The organism is Aquiflexum gelatinilyticum (assembly GCF_024813435.1).
Taxonomy (GTDB): domain Bacteria; phylum Bacteroidota; class Bacteroidia; order Cytophagales; family Cyclobacteriaceae; genus Cognataquiflexum; species Cognataquiflexum gelatinilyticum.
Genome location: NZ_JANAEZ010000003.1, coordinates 542,198 through 558,229, shown reverse-complemented (window position 1 = coordinate 558,229; position 16,032 = coordinate 542,198). Strand labels below are relative to the sequence as shown.

The 16,032-nt window shown below is 38.5% G+C and carries 14 protein-coding genes; 12 read left to right on the top strand and 2 right to left on the bottom strand.

What is annotated here, in order from left to right; translation table 11 throughout:
- Positions 1–400: 400 nt before the first annotated feature.
- On the bottom strand, positions 401–1,522 hold the full coding sequence (locus NK987_RS10310; protein WP_259263769.1) for a Gfo/Idh/MocA family protein: 1,122 nt from the start codon (positions 1,520–1,522) through the stop codon (positions 401–403).
- A 324-nt stretch (positions 1,523–1,846) separates the two neighbouring features.
- Between NK987_RS10310 and NK987_RS10305 the strand changes: the two genes are divergently transcribed.
- From NK987_RS10305 to NK987_RS10255, 11 genes are all read left to right on the top strand, one after another.
- Positions 1,847–2,464 (top strand): TetR/AcrR family transcriptional regulator, encoded by a 618-nt coding sequence (locus tag NK987_RS10305; RefSeq protein ID WP_259263768.1) that lies wholly within the window; start codon positions 1,847–1,849, stop codon positions 2,462–2,464.
- 55 nt (positions 2,465–2,519) lie between these two features.
- Positions 2,520–3,875 carry a TolC family protein gene (locus tag NK987_RS10300; RefSeq protein WP_259263767.1) on the top strand — a complete coding sequence of 452 codons (1,356 nt, stop codon included), beginning with the start codon at positions 2,520–2,522 and terminating at the stop codon, positions 3,873–3,875.
- A 7-nt stretch (positions 3,876–3,882) separates the two neighbouring features.
- On the top strand, positions 3,883–4,938 hold the full coding sequence (locus tag NK987_RS10295) for an efflux RND transporter periplasmic adaptor subunit (RefSeq protein ID WP_259263766.1): 1,056 nt from the start codon (positions 3,883–3,885) through the stop codon (positions 4,936–4,938).
- 1 nt (position 4,939) lies between these two features.
- Positions 4,940–7,981, top strand: a complete 3,042-nt coding sequence (locus NK987_RS10290) for an efflux RND transporter permease subunit (RefSeq protein ID WP_259263765.1) — start codon at positions 4,940–4,942, stop codon at positions 7,979–7,981.
- A gap of 182 nt (positions 7,982–8,163) precedes the next feature.
- Positions 8,164–8,397, top strand: a complete 234-nt coding sequence (locus NK987_RS10285) for an acyl carrier protein (protein WP_258424872.1) — start codon at positions 8,164–8,166, stop codon at positions 8,395–8,397.
- A 114-nt stretch (positions 8,398–8,511) separates the two neighbouring features.
- A complete protein-coding gene (locus tag NK987_RS10280) occupies positions 8,512–9,510 on the top strand; it encodes an MBL fold metallo-hydrolase (protein ID WP_259263764.1) in 999 nt (332 codons plus the stop codon).
- Positions 9,511–9,645: 135 nt separating this feature from the next.
- Entirely contained in the window at positions 9,646–10,422 is a 777-nt protein-coding gene (locus tag NK987_RS10275) for a hypothetical protein (RefSeq protein WP_259263763.1), read from the top strand.
- A 130-nt stretch (positions 10,423–10,552) separates the two neighbouring features.
- Positions 10,553–10,957, top strand: coding sequence for a DUF6855 family protein (locus tag NK987_RS10270; protein WP_259263762.1), 405 nt, complete (start codon positions 10,553–10,555; stop codon positions 10,955–10,957).
- Between the two features lie 131 nt (positions 10,958–11,088).
- On the top strand, positions 11,089–11,565 hold the full coding sequence (locus tag NK987_RS10265; RefSeq protein WP_259263761.1) for a DUF4199 domain-containing protein: 477 nt from the start codon (positions 11,089–11,091) through the stop codon (positions 11,563–11,565).
- Between the two features lie 17 nt (positions 11,566–11,582).
- Entirely contained in the window at positions 11,583–12,131 is a 549-nt protein-coding gene (locus NK987_RS10260; RefSeq protein ID WP_259263760.1) for a DUF4287 domain-containing protein, read from the top strand.
- A 24-nt stretch (positions 12,132–12,155) separates the two neighbouring features.
- Positions 12,156–12,839: a hypothetical protein gene (locus NK987_RS10255; protein ID WP_259263759.1), complete on the top strand. Its 684-nt coding sequence runs from the start codon at positions 12,156–12,158 to the stop codon at positions 12,837–12,839.
- Here NK987_RS10255 and NK987_RS10250 read toward each other — a convergent pair.
- On the bottom strand, positions 12,836–14,650 hold the full coding sequence (locus NK987_RS10250; protein WP_259263758.1) for an SLC13 family permease: 1,815 nt from the start codon (positions 14,648–14,650) through the stop codon (positions 12,836–12,838). The two genes, NK987_RS10255 and NK987_RS10250, sit on opposite strands and share 4 nt — an antisense overlap.
- Positions 14,651–15,511: 861 nt before the next feature.
- On the opposite strand from NK987_RS10250, the gene NK987_RS10245 reads away from it, so the two are divergent.
- A complete protein-coding gene (locus tag NK987_RS10245) occupies positions 15,512–15,928 on the top strand; it encodes a response regulator (RefSeq protein WP_258424864.1) in 417 nt (138 codons plus the stop codon).
- Positions 15,929–16,032 lie beyond the last annotated feature (104 nt).

Genomic DNA, 16,032 nt, shown 5'->3' with positions numbered 1-16,032 from the left:
TGAAGTAACCTCAAAAAAAACGGTGTTCCTGATTAATTTTTTTCCATTTTTTTTAGAAAAAATCCTTTTGAAATTTTGTATTCTAAAGGTCTAAATTGAGGAGGTATTAATAGTTTATATGCAGTTGGAAAAATTTTTGTATTTAATTGATTATCAATTTTTTAATTATTTTAAAAAGGAATTTTTATTTCATTTTCAAAATGATGTCGGTTTATCTTTTCAAAAGAAAAATATTAAAATTTTACTTCTTTCAAAAAATTAACTTTAACTGATCTTCAAAGGAAATTTAAAGCCTAAAAAATTGAATCATTTGTTGAAAAAGTATTTGAATAAAAAAAGCCTGTGGAACTCCATGATTTCAAGCACGGATTCTCACAGGCCTAAGATTTTTAAGGTTCTATTACAGTTTCAAAGGAACCCTTTTTCCACTTTTGGCTGCCTCAAAAATTGCATCAATGATCTTCATGTCCTTGACGCCTTCTTCTCCATCCACAGGGATAATTGGTTTCTTTCCATCCAAAATTATCATAGCCATCTGATCCATCTGCGTAGTCTGATGCGTGACATGTGGTAAATCAAGTCTGCCTTTGTTGGTCCAGCTTTTGATTGGACCATATCCTGTCGAGGGCTGCATTTCGGCAAATCCCTTTTCTCCGACTAAGAAAAATTTATCAAGGTAGCTTATTGCATATGTAGAAAGGCAGGAACCAATAACACCACTTGGAAAACCCAACTGAAAAGTAATGGTTTCGTCTACGCCTTCCTTAAATTTAACCGGATCTGTTTTCTCTTCCTGTGCAGTGACCCAAACAGGCTCCTCTCCTACCATATACCTAGCGCCATTGATTGAATAGATCCCGATATCCATCATGGCACCACCTCCTGCCAATGCTTTGTTTAATCTCCATTGAGTGGGGTCTCCGATTTTGAATCCACTCAATCCCTGGAAAAACTTAATGGTCCCAAATTCCCCTTCTTTCCGCAATCTGACGACTTCTAAGGTATTTGCTTCAAAGTGCATCCTATATCCGATCAATAGTTTTACTCCGGCTTTCTTGCAGGCATCTACCATTTCCTGACCTTCTTTGGCATTGATAGCCATTGGTTTTTCACAGATGACATGTTTACCGGCAGCAGCCACTCTCAGACATTGTCCATGATGGAGGGCATTCGGAGTAATGATATAGACCGCATCAATGTCTGGGTTGTTTTTGATCGCATCAAAGTTTTCATAATTGTAGCAGTTTTTATCAGGTATGGCATATTTGCTTTGCCATTCTTTGATTTTTGAAGGCGTTCCGCTGATCACACCGGTGATTTTAGCCCGTTTGCAATCCATCATTGCTTCTGCTACTCGGTTGCCGTAGCTCCCCAATCCCATGATGGCGACTCGGAGGATAGGTCCATCCTGCACATCATCGAATATATTCATAGGATTTTCATTTGGTGTAAAACTGAAAGCAAACGGGAGAATACCTGCACCGACAGTCAGTTTTTGTAAAAAGTCTCTTCGGGATTTCATGGTTATTTAAAGGTTTTGGTTTGTGAGTTAATTACTTTTTTGATTGAATTTGATTGAAAAGGAGAACTTAAGCCGAAACATCAGGGAACGCTCTTTTCAAGCAATTTCAATTTAGAGTAAAAAACAGTAATTTGAAAATCAAATGGGCTAATAAGCTGAATAGATTAAATCCATCAAATTTGAGCAAAGATGATATCAGGCAATAAGCAATTATTCCAATATTTGCAGAATTCGATTGGTCCTTAATAAAATTTGAAAAAAATCCGGTTGATATTTGTAAAATTAAACACTGTTCAATTATATTTGCTTGTACAATAAATCATCATGGGCGTAGCCGAAAGAAAGATACGGGAAAAAGAAGAACTGAAGGACCAAATCCTAAAAGCAGCAAAGAGACTCTTTATTGAAAGAGGCTTTGAAAAAACTTCTATCCGGAATATAGCGGATGAGATCGAATACAGCCCAGGAATCATTTACCATTATTTCCAGGATAAGAATGAGATTTTTTATGCACTGCATCAGGAAGGATTTCAGGAATTAAGGAAAAGAATGGAAATCTTGGGTGCTGTAGAAGACCCAATGAGCCGCTTGAAGGCTATGGGAAGGATTTATATCCAATATGCTTTGGAAAATGCTGACATGTACGACCTGATGTTTATCATAGAAGCACCCATAGATTTTGTAGTAAAAAGGGATGACTTATGTTGGATCGAAGGCGATTCCACTTTTAACTTATTGAGATCTACAGTCAATCAATGCATGAAAAAGGGGCACTTTCAGGGACATCATCTCGAAGCAATCTCTTTCCTTATTTGGTCTACTGTTCACGGTATGGTTTCTCTGAAAATCAGAAAAAGGGTAAATGTGCTTGATGTTGCTGAAGTGGATCAAATAATTGAAAACAGCTACAACTCCTTTCTATTGATTTTGGATCGTTGCTGATATTTTTTTAGCCTAATATTAAACAGTGTTCATTAAATTAACATTAAAATATAAAATGGAAAACAGCCACAAAAAATTCCTTATCGTCTTCCTACTTTTCTTTGGAATGTTGGAGGAAGTCCAATCCCAATCGGTACTTAACAATTACCTAGATGAGGGCCTGCAAAACAATCTAGTCCTGAAAGAAAAGAATATATCCTTGGATCAGAGCATATTGGCTTTGAAAGATGCCAAGAGTTTTTTCCTTCCCTCAATTGATTTTGGAGCCACATATACGGTGGCAGATGGAGGTAGGGCTATTGTCCTACCGATCGGCGATCTGTTGAATGGTGTTTATTCCTCTTTAAACACACTGTTGGATAGGCAAGCATTTCCCCAGATACAAAACGTGGAAGAGCAATTCCTGGCAAATAACTTTTACGATGCAAGAGTACGCATCTCCTACCCTGTCATCAACCCAGACCTTCACTTCAACAAACAGATCCGTGACCAATCGGTGAGGCTTGAGGAATTTGAAATTGAGATCTATAAAGCCGAACTGACCAAAAATATCAAACAAGCTTATTACAAATATTGCCTAGCCTATACTGCCAAGCAGATTTTGGAGGAATCAAAAATCCTTGTCCAACAGAATCTCAAAGACAATAAATCCCTATTAGCCAACGGAAAAGGCCTTCCAGCGCAGGTTTTAAGGGCTGAAAGTGAAGTTGAAAACATCAATTCACAACTCATTGAAGCGGAAAACAGGATGAAAAATGCTGCCTACTATGTCAACTTCCTGATCAATCGGCCTATTGAAAGTGAAGTCATTTTTGAGACACAGTCCATCAATGAAATGGAAATTGACAATCTGATGCAGGAAGAAGACTTCTCAGACAGGGCTGAAATCCACAAAATCAATACAGCCAAAGGAATTCAGGAAACAGCCTTGAGAATGAATCAGAATTTTGCCATACCTAGACTCAACACCTTTGCGGATATTGGAATGCAAGGCTTTGAATTCGATGTCAGCGACCAAAGCCGGTATTTCATGCTTGGCGTAAACATGTCCTTTCCGATATTCCAAGGCGGCAGGAACAGGAATGCCATTACGAGAGCCAAAAATGAAATTAGGAATTTATCTTACCAGACAGAACTTTTGGATGATTCTATTGAAATGGCTATCCGGGCCGCAAAAAACAACATCAAAGCAGCAGAAGCAGCAAAATACTCTGCCGAACAAAACCTAAGATCAGCCACCGCATACTTGAGGTTGATTGATCGGGGATATAAAGAAGGCACCAATTCTTTGATAGAATTCATCGATGCCCGAAACCAATTCACACTGTCAGAATTGAAACTCACCATTGCTAACTACAGCCTGCTATCCGCTGTGGCCGAACTAGAAAGAGAACTACAAACTTTGAACTGATACTACCATGAAATCCACATTCCTCTACCTCCTATTTCCTATCATAGGAATTACTTTCCTCCAAGGCTGCGGCAAAAAAGGAAATTCGATGAATACTGAAATCCCAACTGGAGAGATTCCTGTCAAAATCAAGCAAATATCTGTCTCAGAAGGGAACCTTGAAATTGATGCCACAGGCCAATTCACTACCGATGACGAGACCATGCTTTCTTTCAAAACCGGCGGCATCATATCACAGGTTTTGGTGTCGGAAGGCGATGTTATCCGAAAAGGCCAACTCTTGGCAACTTTGGACCTAACCGAAATCAACACTGCTGTGAATCAAGCCCGGTTAGGCTATGAAAAAGCTAAAAGAGACTATGAAAGGGTACAAAGACTTTTGGCTGACTCTGTTGCAACAGTCGAACAGGCTCAAAACAGCAAAACAGCATTGGACATTGCTGCGCAAAGTCTTGAGGCTGCCAGATTCAACCAAGACTACTCTCAGATCAGAGCAATAAGTGACGGAAATGTGCTGAAAAAATTTGTCAATCCAGGACAGCAGATAGCGCCAGGTTCACCGGTTTTTCAGACCAACGGATCCGGGAAAGGAAGCTGGAAGCTGAAGGTCTCTTTAAGTGACAAAGAATGGGCCATGGTCAAAGAAGGGGATAAGGTCAATATAGCAACTCCTGTCGAACCAGAAAAATTATATACAGGTAGGGTAAAAAGAAAATCAAAATTCTCCGATCCGACGACAGGCACCTATCAGGTGGAAATTGAATTCACAGAAAAAGCTCCTGATTATCTTGCTTCCGGTATGTTTGGAACTGCAAAGGTCCTATCAGAAACAAGTCAACAAACATGGTTTGTCCCCTATGAATCCATCTTGGATGCCAATTCAGGTAAGGGATTTGTCTTTGTAACAAATGATGGGAAAACTGCCCAAAAAGTAAGTATCAAAATCGGTAAAATCTATCCCGATAAAGTACAGATTACCGAAGGGTTGGAAGGATATTCCAAGCTGATCGTTTCAGGAAGTGCCTATTTGACAGACCTATCTCCTATTTCAATCCAAGACTGATATGCGTATTTCTAATTTTGCAGTAAAAAACTACCAGTTTACCCTGGTTATTTTCCTGATGACGATCGCATTGGGGTTGACGACATTTTTGAACATGCCAAGAAGTGAGGATCCTGCTACTGACGGACCGCAATTTCCTGTAATTGTAGTATATCCGGGAACTAGCCCTGCAGATATGGAAGAGTTGGTAGTTGACCCTTTAGAAAAAAGAATCTATGCCCTTGAGGATATTAAGAAAATCAAAACCACCATTTCTGACGGTGTTGCAGTGCTCAATGTGGATTACAAATATGAGTCAAATGTGAATGACAAGTATCAAGAACTCGTCCGTGAAATCAACAGTATGAGGGATGAATTGCCTCAGGACATATATAGCATAGATGTCAATAAGGTTTCACCTTCCAATGTCAACATCCTTCAGATTGGACTGATAAGTGAAAACAGTTCCAGAGAAAACCTGAAGAAATATGCCGAAAGGTTACAGGAAGAACTTGAAAAAGTCAATGCCCTTAAAGAAGTGGAAATCTTTGGGCTTCCCAACGAAATAGTCAGGATAGACCTTCACTTAGACCAAATGGCCCGAATGAACATTCCTGTCCAGGCAGTACTCGGGAGCATCCAAAGTGAAATTGGTAATATTCCCGGGGGAACTATTGAGGCAGGAAACAAGGCTTTCAATGTAAAAACCTCTGGAGATTATAAAGACCTCGATGAAATCGCCAATACGCAAGTCATTGCTTTCCAAGGAAAAAATGTGGCACTCAAGGATATTGCTGACGTCCATTTTGATTATGAGGAAAACAAACACATCACAAGGTTAAATGGATACAGGACAGTTTTTGTTAATGCTGCCTTAAAAGAAGGAAGTAATATTTCTCAGGTTCAGGAGCAATACCTTCCAGTATTGGAAAAATTCAAGACCAGCCTTCCTTCCAATATAGACATGGTTTTGGCTTTTGATCAAGCTGAATTTGTAAACAAAAGATTGGGCGGACTAGGTTTTGACTTTGTCATTGCGATCCTTCTGGTTTCTATTACTTTGATGCCACTCGGTGGTCGTGCAGCTGCCATTGTCATGATATCCATACCGCTATCATTGGCGATAGGTTTGGTTTTGCTCAATGCCTTAGGGTATAGCCTCAATCAGTTGAGCATAGTCGGACTCGTGGTGGCCCTTGGCTTATTGGTAGATGACAGCATCGTTGTGGTTGAAAATATAGAGCGTTGGATCCGGGAAGGGCATTCAAGGATGGAGGCTACGCTGTTGGGGACCAAGCAGATCGGTTTATCTGTAGTGGGATGTACCGTCACATTGATCATTGCATTTATGCCTTTGGTTTTCCTTCCGGAAGGTTCAGGAGATTTCATCAGAAGTCTTCCAATAGCTGTCATTACCAGTGTATTGGCATCGATGTTGGTTTCCCTGACGATTATTCCCTTCCTTTCCAGTAGACTTTTGAAAGAACATGTTGAAGGCCATCAGGGAAATCTATTCTTGCGGTCACTACAAAAAGCGATTTCTGTAAGTTATGCTCCTCTGTTAGAAAGATCTTTAAGAAAACCAGTTCAAACCTTAGTCATTGCTCTTGTTGTATTCGCTTCATCAATGGCTTTGTTTCCTGTTATTGGCTTCAGCCTTTTTCCTGCTTCAGAAAAGCCACAATTCCTGGTCAACATCATCACTCCGATCCAAACCAAAATCGGAGAAACTGATGCGGTAACCAAAAAAGTGGAAGCAGTCCTTAAAGAAATTCCTGAAATCCAATTTTTCTCTACCAATGTGGGAAAAGGAAATCCAAGGATTTATTACAACGTAATTCCAGAAAATGAAAGAACCGACTTTGCGCAGATTTTTGTACAGTTGGATCCAAATTCTTCCGTAAAAGAAAAAGTCAGGATTACGGAAACCCTCCGAAGCCAGTTCAACAATTTTGCAGGTGCAAAAATTGAGGTCAAAAACTTTGAACAGGGACCTCCGGTTACAGCACCTGTTGAAGTTCGTCTCTCCGGCGAAAACCTCGATAGCCTGAGGGTCCTTGCCGCCAAAGTTGAAAAACTGATTCAGGAAACTCAAGGAACCATCTATATCAACAATCCTGTCAGCAATCTTAAAACTGACATCAAAGTCGCAATCCAAAAAGAAAAAGCAAGGTCTTTGGGAATCAACATCATGGAAGTAGACCGCACAGTAAGGTTAGCTGTAGCAGGACTGAAATTGGGTTCCTATTCTGATGCCAACGGTGACCAAAAAGAGATCATTGTCACCAGTCCAAAGGAAGAAAGGGCCTCTTTAATAAGTTTTAACAAACTTTTTATAAACAACAATCAAGGTGCCGCCATTCCCATTGAGCAGATTGCAGATCTGGAATTTGAAAGTTCCCCGCTTCTCATCAGCCACTACAACAAAACCCGTACAGTTTCCGTCACGGCTTTTGTGCAAGAGGGTTTTTTGGCAGATAGGGTTATCAATGAAGTAAGTGCCAAAGTAGAAAAAGTTACCATGCCGGAAGGTTATAATTTCAAAATGGCAGGCGAAGCCGAGACAAGAGAAGAGTCTTTTGGCGGTTTTCAGACGGTGATTATCGTTACGGTTTTCCTCTTCATCGCAGTTTTGATATTGTTATTTAAAACCTTTAAGAGTACAATCATCGTATTATCCGTGATTCCGTTGGGAATGGTCGGTGCGTTGGCGGCCTTATGGATTACCGGAAACTCGCTATCATTCGTTGCGATCATCGGTTTGATCGCTTTGGCAGGAATTGAGGTGAAGAATTCTATTTTGCTTGTAGACTTTACCAACCAACTCCGGGCAGAAGGAAAGTCACTCGACGCAGCCATACGGGAAGCGGGAGAAATTAGGTTTTTACCGATAGTATTGACCACCCTTACTGCTATTGGCGGCCTGATGCCAATCGCTTGGTCAACTAACCCGTTGATATCACCTCTTGCAATAGTGCTCATAGGGGGATTGATCAGTTCGACTGTCTTATCTAGGATCGTGACCCCGGTTGTCTATAAGTTATTACCACCTAGAATTCAGTAAGCAGTATTTCAGGGATCAGTTTTCAGAAAAACAGTGACCGCAATTCAGTGAAAATTGTTGATTAAAAAGTAAAAAATTTCATAGAGAGAACAAGTTATCGGAATTCCAGCTTAGAATGTGTGTAAGACTTTGAATTGAAAAAATATAAACAAACCAATTATTATTTAAAACCTCTACCCATCATGAACAAAATTTCAAACATGAAAAAGGCGATCGGTGTATTCCGAAGCTATGGCATCCCATTGTCAGGAAAACAAAAGTCGGCTAATTTTTACAAAGAACTCCACATGGACAAAGTCTATGTGGATGGCTTGATCTTCGAGTTGGAACTTGAACTCAACAAAATCCTGGAAGAAGAAAAAATAGCACTTTTAGAAACCCCATCTGAATTGCTTCAGGAATTATTGGCAGCATAAACTTTCCTTCAGTTAAGCTGTTGGGTCAATGAGGCAATGAAAAAGAAATCCTACCTTCTGGTTTTACTGATTCCATTGATTTTCATTTTCCTAAAAAATGAAGATGATGCACCTATGAAACCTAAATTCACCTCAAATCCACAACTTACTACCATCAAACCCAATGATGACTGGAAAGGAAATCCATTGGATGACAATGGAAGATTTGTAAATCTGTACCAGCCATTTGAATCAAGTTTTGGAGATGTATTGAAATGGCAAACTAGCAAAAATCCACAGAAAGCAGAGAAGAAAGCAGAAACCAGGTTTTTGACAGTGGAATTCGATTCCACTGTCTTTATTGGTCAAGAAGACTACCTTATTTGGTTGGGACATGCTTCGTACCTGATGAGAATCCAAGGAAAAGTTTTCCTAACAGATCCGCTTCTCATCGATAATACTTTTCTGAAGAGAGAGAGCCCTTTGCCGTTTCCTTTGGAAAAAATGCCCAAACTCGATTATATCCTTTTGTCGCATAATCATCGGGACCATTGTGATGAAAACTCGATTAAATACCTGACCAACGCCAATCCTTCCCTGAAAATCCTGACAGGTTTGGGTCTTGAAAGTGTGATTAAAGGTTGGACCAACGGTCATGAAATCGAAGAAGCAGGATGGTATCAACAGTATTCGCTTTTGGATAGTGGTCTGACGATCACGTATGTTCCGAGTAGGCATTGGTCCAGGCGATGGCTGACTGATGAAAACAAGAGTCTTTGGGGAGGTTTTTACATCCAAAACGGAGATCAGTCCATTTTCTTTATGGGAGATAGCGGTAAAGGTGAGCATTTTGAAGACATCAAAAATACCCTTGGAACACCTGATTTTTGCCTGATGGGAGTTGGCGCTTACAAACCCGAATGGTTTATGCACCAAGCTCACATCAGCCCCAAAGATGCCATTGATGCATTTAACACTTTGGAGGGAAAATTCTTTATCCCTATGCATTTTGGGACTTTTAACCTTTCCGACGAACCGAGGATGGAACCTTGGGATGTGTTGGTATCCAATAAAGAATCTATCAAAGGAAAATTGGTTGAGCCTGTGGTTGGGAAAAATCTTCTTCTCAATTGATTTTATTTTTTATAAATAAGAAAGCATTTATTTTTTTGTAGTTCACAAATTAAGCCTTGAGCTTAATTGAATATGATTTTTTGAGAATTTCGAATGGTATATCCTATCTTAATTAGAAAATTTAAAACCCATCTTATGAAATCCTTCCTATTGTTAATCCTATTCGCATTTGTGATGCACATTTCCTTTGCTCAAACCTCTTCTGAAATTGACCGAAGCAAATACTTCAAACTAGAAAATGCTTCGGAAAATTCTTCAAATTATCGGTCAGAACTTTATTCTGACATTGATACTACTTGGGTAAATTGGCAATTGCGGGGCTATAATTTTGGTTTAGATCCCAAGCTAACGCCAATGTACACCACGGTAAATGGTATCCTCAGCACACCCTACATGATACAGGTCCGCGGGAATGAGATAGAAAAAAATAAGAAAAGATGGGGATTTCATGTATTTGAAGGTTATGCCAAAGATGACAAATCCCGCATTACCCTTTTGCTCAACAAGCATGTCGAAAATGAAAAACCGGTAGCAGAACTGTATTATTACGGTACAGAATATAATCATTCAGAACTTGCTTATAATTGGTTTAGGATTGGTTCGGATGTCAGGCAACATTCCTTTCTATTTAGTAGGGACAAGGCGATATTCTATGGTTCTTTGAAACTGTCCAACACACTTACTTTGGGAAACATCGGCAAAGAGGACTTGCGAAAAGAGGAACCTCAAGGCGATGCAGAAGTGAATTTTGAGGAAAGCGCCAAGCATGTCAATTACAATGCACTTAAAGAAAGTGAAAACGGTACCATGTTTTATGACAAAGACAATAATATTGTAGTAATAAAAGTAAATGGGGAATGGATGAAGCTGATCGTGGAAAAGCTTCCGGAAGGCATCAAGTATGATTTTTGAAACTTATTAGAACTGCAAAAATCTTAATTTAAGTCCTAATTCCATTTTTTAAAACTTGGGTCAAAATAAAAAACATGCTTAAAAATGATTTAATTTTAAAAAATAAAGGATTTTTAAAATCAAAACTAAAATGGAAAAGGAAGGCACAAAAAACAACCCGTGGAAACTTAAAACTCCCCCACTGACATCTGAATATGAAATGTATTTGGATGTAAAAGACGATAGAGAAGTCATCGTATGTGTTGTGGGAAAAACAACCCTTTTATATGATTTCCGATGCTTAAATGACCTACACCAAATGCTTAAATCGCATGGTGATTGGATAGAATTGGGAAGCGCAGACGAACAAAAACCTGCCAAAGAAGGTACAGTTGAAGCTTGGGGCCGATCTGAATCCAATCCTATTGGCGGTTGGTATGGGTTAAAAAAAGGCTTGCGTGGACGATTCGGAATGTATATACCACCCTTGATGGAAAAACTTGGCTTAGCCGAAGTCACACATGATTCCAAAGGAAACAAAATGAAAGCCAAATAATTTTAAACAATTAAGTAGTTTTTGCTAAAATTATCCTATCAATTTTTTTTTATACAAAATTAAATTTTTTAAATTTTCATTGTACATGTCCTGATTTTGGACACTTTCCTCATCATTCAAACCCCGGCTTTATGAAAAACATCAAAATTGAAATCAAATGGGCAATCATCTTTGCCATCATGACCCTCCTTTGGATGGTCTTGGAAAAAGCCGTTGGATTGCATGACGCCCACATTGACAAACACGTCATATACACAAATTTTATTGCAGTCCCGGCAATTGCTGTTTATGTTTTTGGATTATTGGATAAAAGAAAAAACTTTTATCATGGCAAAATGACCTATTTGCAAGGTTTTATTAGCGGTATGATCATTACTGCATTTGTCACAGTCCTCAGTCCGTTGACCCAATATATTACCTCGACATTCATAACTCCGGATTATTTCCAAAATGCCATAGCTTATGGAGTTTCTTCCGGAAAAACAACCCAAGAGGCTGCTGAAGCATATTTTAATCTCGAAAATTACATTATTCAAGGATTGATCGGAGCGCCAATAATGGGATTACTTACAACAGCAATTGTTTCAATTTTTACCCAGAAAAAATAATCAAAACCCACCACACCATGGACAAAGCTGAACAGACAATGTTGGAAAACCTCCACAAAAACACCGGAAAAACGCTGCCGCAGTGGGTAGATGAAGTCAAAAAGCTCAATTTCGAAAAACATGGTCAGATCATGAAGCACCTCAAAGAGGGATTGGGTTTGACCCATGGTTTTGCCAACCTGATCGCTTTGAAAACCTTGGCTACAGATGCCGGTTCTTTCGAGAATAAAGATGACCTGATAAACAGCCAATACACGGGAAAAGAGCACTTTAGACTTGTTTATACAAGGTTGATTGAGGAAATCTCCAAATTTGGAGATGACATTGAAATTTCACCAAAAATGGCAAATGTCAGCGTGCGGAGAAAAAAACAATTTGCTTTGCTTCACCCTGTCACAAAGACGAGGTTTGAAATTGGGATCAATCTCAAAGGTCAGGAACCGAACGAAAAACTCCTCCCAAGCGGCAATGCCATGTGTACGCACAAAATCAACCTGACCGGAATTGATGACATTGACCAAGAAGTTTTTGATTGGTTAAGGAAAGCCTATGAAAACGCTGGTTAAAATCCAGTATAACATTCCTTTTTTATGCAAGCATTGATCATTACTCCAACACCACATTTAAGCTCAAGCATTGATTTTTATTTAAAACTAGGATTCAAGCAGATTTCTGAAAAACCAATCTGTATGACTGATGGAAAATCCTTTGTAGAAATCAATCCAGAAAGGTATTCAAGGTCAGGATTTAAATTTTTTAAGGAAACTTGGAAAGAAGAAATCAAAAAACTAGAATCCATCACAAAAGTCATCCAAATCAAAGAAGGGTATCTGATTTCAGATGGTAATGGGGTTTGGATATATTTGATCGAAAGAATTCCTGAATTAGTATGCAGCGATAAAGAAGCTTCTTACAGTGTTTTGGGAAATTATATGGGAATCAGCCTAGAGTCAATCGATCCAAAAAAATCATTTGAAATCTATCAGGCCATCGGATTTGAGTTGGTTTTTGGTACGTTGGAAGGTGGTTTTTTCTCATTAGCCAACCATGGATTTACAATTACTTTGATGAAACCGAATTCCTGTCCCCATCTGTTTTTCAATCCTTCACTGACTTATTTCAACGGGAAAAACAATCCAGAAATCATATCCAAAATCAGGACTTTAAAAATACCGATCACAGAGGAAATTACCTATTTTAACAAAGAAGGCATCGTTGACAATATCATAATCCGCGATCCCGGAGGTTTGGGATTTTTTATTTTTAATGATTAAAAGGGCAAAATCAAAGGAATCAGAAAAACGGCAATAATCATAACGATGATGGTAAATGGCACTCCTATCTTCACAAAATCACCAAACTTGTAATTCCCGGGTGCTACGACCAAGGTATTTACAGGGGAAGATACAGGCGTCATAAATGCTGAAGAGGCTGCCAATATCACAGACATTGCAAAAGGATAGGGTGAAAGGCCCAAATCAAAAGCCATTGCTATTGCGATCGGAGCCATCAAAACGGCAGTAGCAGTGTTCGAAATAAACAACCCCAAAACCGCTGTAATAAAAAATAATGCCGCAATGGCTACCCAAGGTGCACTTTCACCTACAAGATTGATCAAACCATCCGCAGCCAATTCCACACCACCGGTCCTTTGAAGCGCAATTGAAAAAGGCATCATACCTACAATCAGAACCAGACTTTTCCATGAAATGGAATTGTAAGCACTGTTCATATCTATGATCCTAAAAAATCCCATTGCAAGACAGCCTAAAATTACGGCATGGACATTGGGTAAAATACCCGTCACCATGGCCATGACCACCAAAAACAAAATTACAATGGCATGACGGGCTTTATCAGCAGCAGGAAGGACTTCTTCAAATTCCACAGGCAGATTGAGAAGGACAAGTTCATCGGACTCAAGTCCCATCCTTTTGATATCTTCCCAAAAACCGGCTATCAAAATTGTATCCCCTACCTTGAGCTGCTTCTCCAAAAAATCTTCCAAAATCACCTGATTGCCCCTCCAAAGTCCAATTACTGTTAATCCTGATTCAGATCTCAACCTTGCTTCTTTAACAGTTTTCCCAATCAAATCCGATTCGGCAGGAATTATCGCTTCGATCATTCCTAATTCCTGAGACAGGGAGATGAGATAACCCTTTCCTCCCGACAGATTGATTTTTTCGATACCATATTTTTCTGCAAGGCTTTTTAAGTCAACATCAACGGCTCTTACATCTAAAAACAAGATATCATCCACTAGGAAATCCATTATCTTGGTTGGTCTGATAAAAACATTCTTGCTTCCCTCTTTTCTTTCTACAGCCAATAATTTTAAACCATCGATTTTAAGGTCCAATTCATTGATTTTAAGCCCTAAAAGAATGGATTCAGGCAATATTTTGACCCTATATTCTCTATCAATCAGTTCATATTTTTTTATCCAGTCCTTGAATGTTGGCTTCCTTTTCTTCCTGTTGGATTTGTTTGCATTATTAGGGAGCCATTTTCTTGCAAACAACATGTAAACTACGCCCAAAGCCAAAATCGCCAAACCAAATGGAGTTATGGTAAAAAAACCAAGTCCCTTTTCACCCTGTCGGATAAGTTCCGAATTCACCACCAAATTGGGAGCGGTGGAAATCAAGGTTAGCATCCCGCTGATCAGTGCTGCAAAACTCATAGGCATCATGAGGTGACTCGGAGAAATTCCAGTATTGCTGCAGATTCTAAAAACTACCGGTATAAATATGGCAACAATCGCTGTGGAACTCATCACGGAACCCAATCCCGCCACAGCAAGCATCAATAAAACAAGAAGTTTTGTTTCATTTCCCCCTGCCTTTTCATTGATCCAATCACCAACATTCCTTGCCACCCCTGTTCTGACCAATCCTTCCCCCATTACAAACAAAACAGCAATTAAGATAATATTGGGATCACTAAAACCAATGAGCGCTTCCTCTACAGTGATAATCCCAGTGATTGGAAGGGCCGCAATCATAATTACCCCCACAGCATCCATTCTCGGTTTATTTTTGACAAACATGAAAATAGCAGCAATCAGCAAGGCCAAAACCATAATCAATTTGACATTTGGATTCGAAACCGTTGTAGTATTTAAAAAACTTGTAACACTCGTAAAAAAAACGAAACCAATCTTATTAATTAAAGGAAACTGAAAAAATTGATGTAAATATGCTATTTCCATTATTTGGTAAAAATCAATTTGTGAATAACTGCAATAGCGCAAAGGTAAACCATTATAAAAAAAACACCTCAGTTTTTCCTTTTTTTGGACGGGGAAGATTTTTTGAAACTGACCGTCAGGAAATGGAAGTATCCGATTCGTAAGGCAAATCCTGAGATAAATATTAAATAGCCAAGTATTTTGGCATGAATTCGATATCCTAAATAAAGAAGTGAAAAATACCTACAAAAAACACATATGATGAAAATCCAATGACTTTTTCCATAAATGGTTGTATTTTTAAAGGAGATTTAAGATCATAAAGACCCGCTTGGAATTAATCCAAAAACTGAAAATTTTCTGTTTGAGTATTACTTTGATCAGTTTTTAGTAGAGTACAAAATTGAAAAAGAGCTAATTGTACTTCTATTTTATTTTGTTTTTCTTTAAAATTCTTGTTTTTACTTGAAAATTTTCAATTATTCTTGAAAAAATCGAATAATTGAATGGGGCGTTTGGTTCAAAAAGGGTTGAGATGCGTTTTTGTTGGGATAAAAAGCATATTAATTTCTTAATATGAGTTTAATGGCATTATTTTATTGACCTATTAATCAGATACTTATATATGAATTGTACTTTTTTCATATAAATGTCAAACCAAAATTTCTTTTTTTAAAAAGTAATTTACTAGATTTAAAAATCAAATTCATAAATACCAAATACCTCACCCGGAATTATATAGTTCACCCCACTATGAATTACACAAATAAATGGAACAGAATCATTTTGGTCGATGATGATGTTGTCACAAATCATGTTCACAAAAAACTTATCAGCCACTTAGGTTTTGATGGAGAAGTGATTTCCCTTCCGGATGGCAGTCAAGCCATGAACTACATCAGTTCAAATATTGAAAAGCCACAACCAAGAAAACGGGGAGAAAAGCAACTTGTGCTTTTGGACCTGCACATGCCAAAGACAAATGGATGGAATTTTTTACAACAATTCATGAAGTTTGATAAAAGGACCAAGAATAAATTTAAAATCGTAATGATCAGCAGTTCTATCCATCCTGATGACATTGATCCGATCACAAAAATACCTGAAATACAAGAATACATCATTAAACCGATCTCAGTAGACCACATGAAAAAACTGATATACGGTTAAAAAATCAAATCAATGCCATTTTTTTATAAATCTAGCCTCAATCCAATTTAAAAGTCCTTGACCAAGCCAATCCGGCAAATAGTCAAGGACTTTTTTCAATAGAA

What these genes read in the sequence shown, in the direction of transcription:
- NK987_RS10265 (WP_259263761.1), top strand. Translation starts at nt 11,089, where the DNA reads ATGAAAAACATCAAAATTGAAATCAAATGGGCAATCATCTTTGCCATC.
- NK987_RS10290 (WP_259263765.1), top strand. Translation starts at nt 4,940, where the DNA reads ATGCGTATTTCTAATTTTGCAGTAAAAAACTACCAGTTTACCCTGGTT.
- NK987_RS10245 (WP_258424864.1), top strand. Translation starts at nt 15,512, where the DNA reads ATGAATTACACAAATAAATGGAACAGAATCATTTTGGTCGATGATGAT.
- NK987_RS10270 (WP_259263762.1), top strand. Translation starts at nt 10,553, where the DNA reads ATGGAAAAGGAAGGCACAAAAAACAACCCGTGGAAACTTAAAACTCCC.
- NK987_RS10275 (WP_259263763.1), top strand. Translation starts at nt 9,646, where the DNA reads ATGAAATCCTTCCTATTGTTAATCCTATTCGCATTTGTGATGCACATT.
- NK987_RS10280 (WP_259263764.1), top strand. Translation starts at nt 8,512, where the DNA reads ATGAAACCTAAATTCACCTCAAATCCACAACTTACTACCATCAAACCC.
- NK987_RS10250 (WP_259263758.1), bottom strand. Translation starts at nt 14,650, where the DNA reads ATGGTTTTGGCCTTGCTGATTGCTGCTATTTTCATGTTTGTCAAAAAT.
- NK987_RS10285 (WP_258424872.1), top strand. Translation starts at nt 8,164, where the DNA reads ATGAACAAAATTTCAAACATGAAAAAGGCGATCGGTGTATTCCGAAGC.
- NK987_RS10260 (WP_259263760.1), top strand. Translation starts at nt 11,583, where the DNA reads ATGGACAAAGCTGAACAGACAATGTTGGAAAACCTCCACAAAAACACC.
- NK987_RS10295 (WP_259263766.1), top strand. Translation starts at nt 3,883, where the DNA reads ATGAAATCCACATTCCTCTACCTCCTATTTCCTATCATAGGAATTACT.
- NK987_RS10300 (WP_259263767.1), top strand. Translation starts at nt 2,520, where the DNA reads ATGGAAAACAGCCACAAAAAATTCCTTATCGTCTTCCTACTTTTCTTT.
- NK987_RS10255 (WP_259263759.1), top strand. Translation starts at nt 12,156, where the DNA reads ATGCAAGCATTGATCATTACTCCAACACCACATTTAAGCTCAAGCATT.
- NK987_RS10310 (WP_259263769.1), bottom strand. Translation starts at nt 1,522, where the DNA reads ATGAAATCCCGAAGAGACTTTTTACAAAAACTGACTGTCGGTGCAGGT.
- NK987_RS10305 (WP_259263768.1), top strand. Translation starts at nt 1,847, where the DNA reads ATGGGCGTAGCCGAAAGAAAGATACGGGAAAAAGAAGAACTGAAGGAC.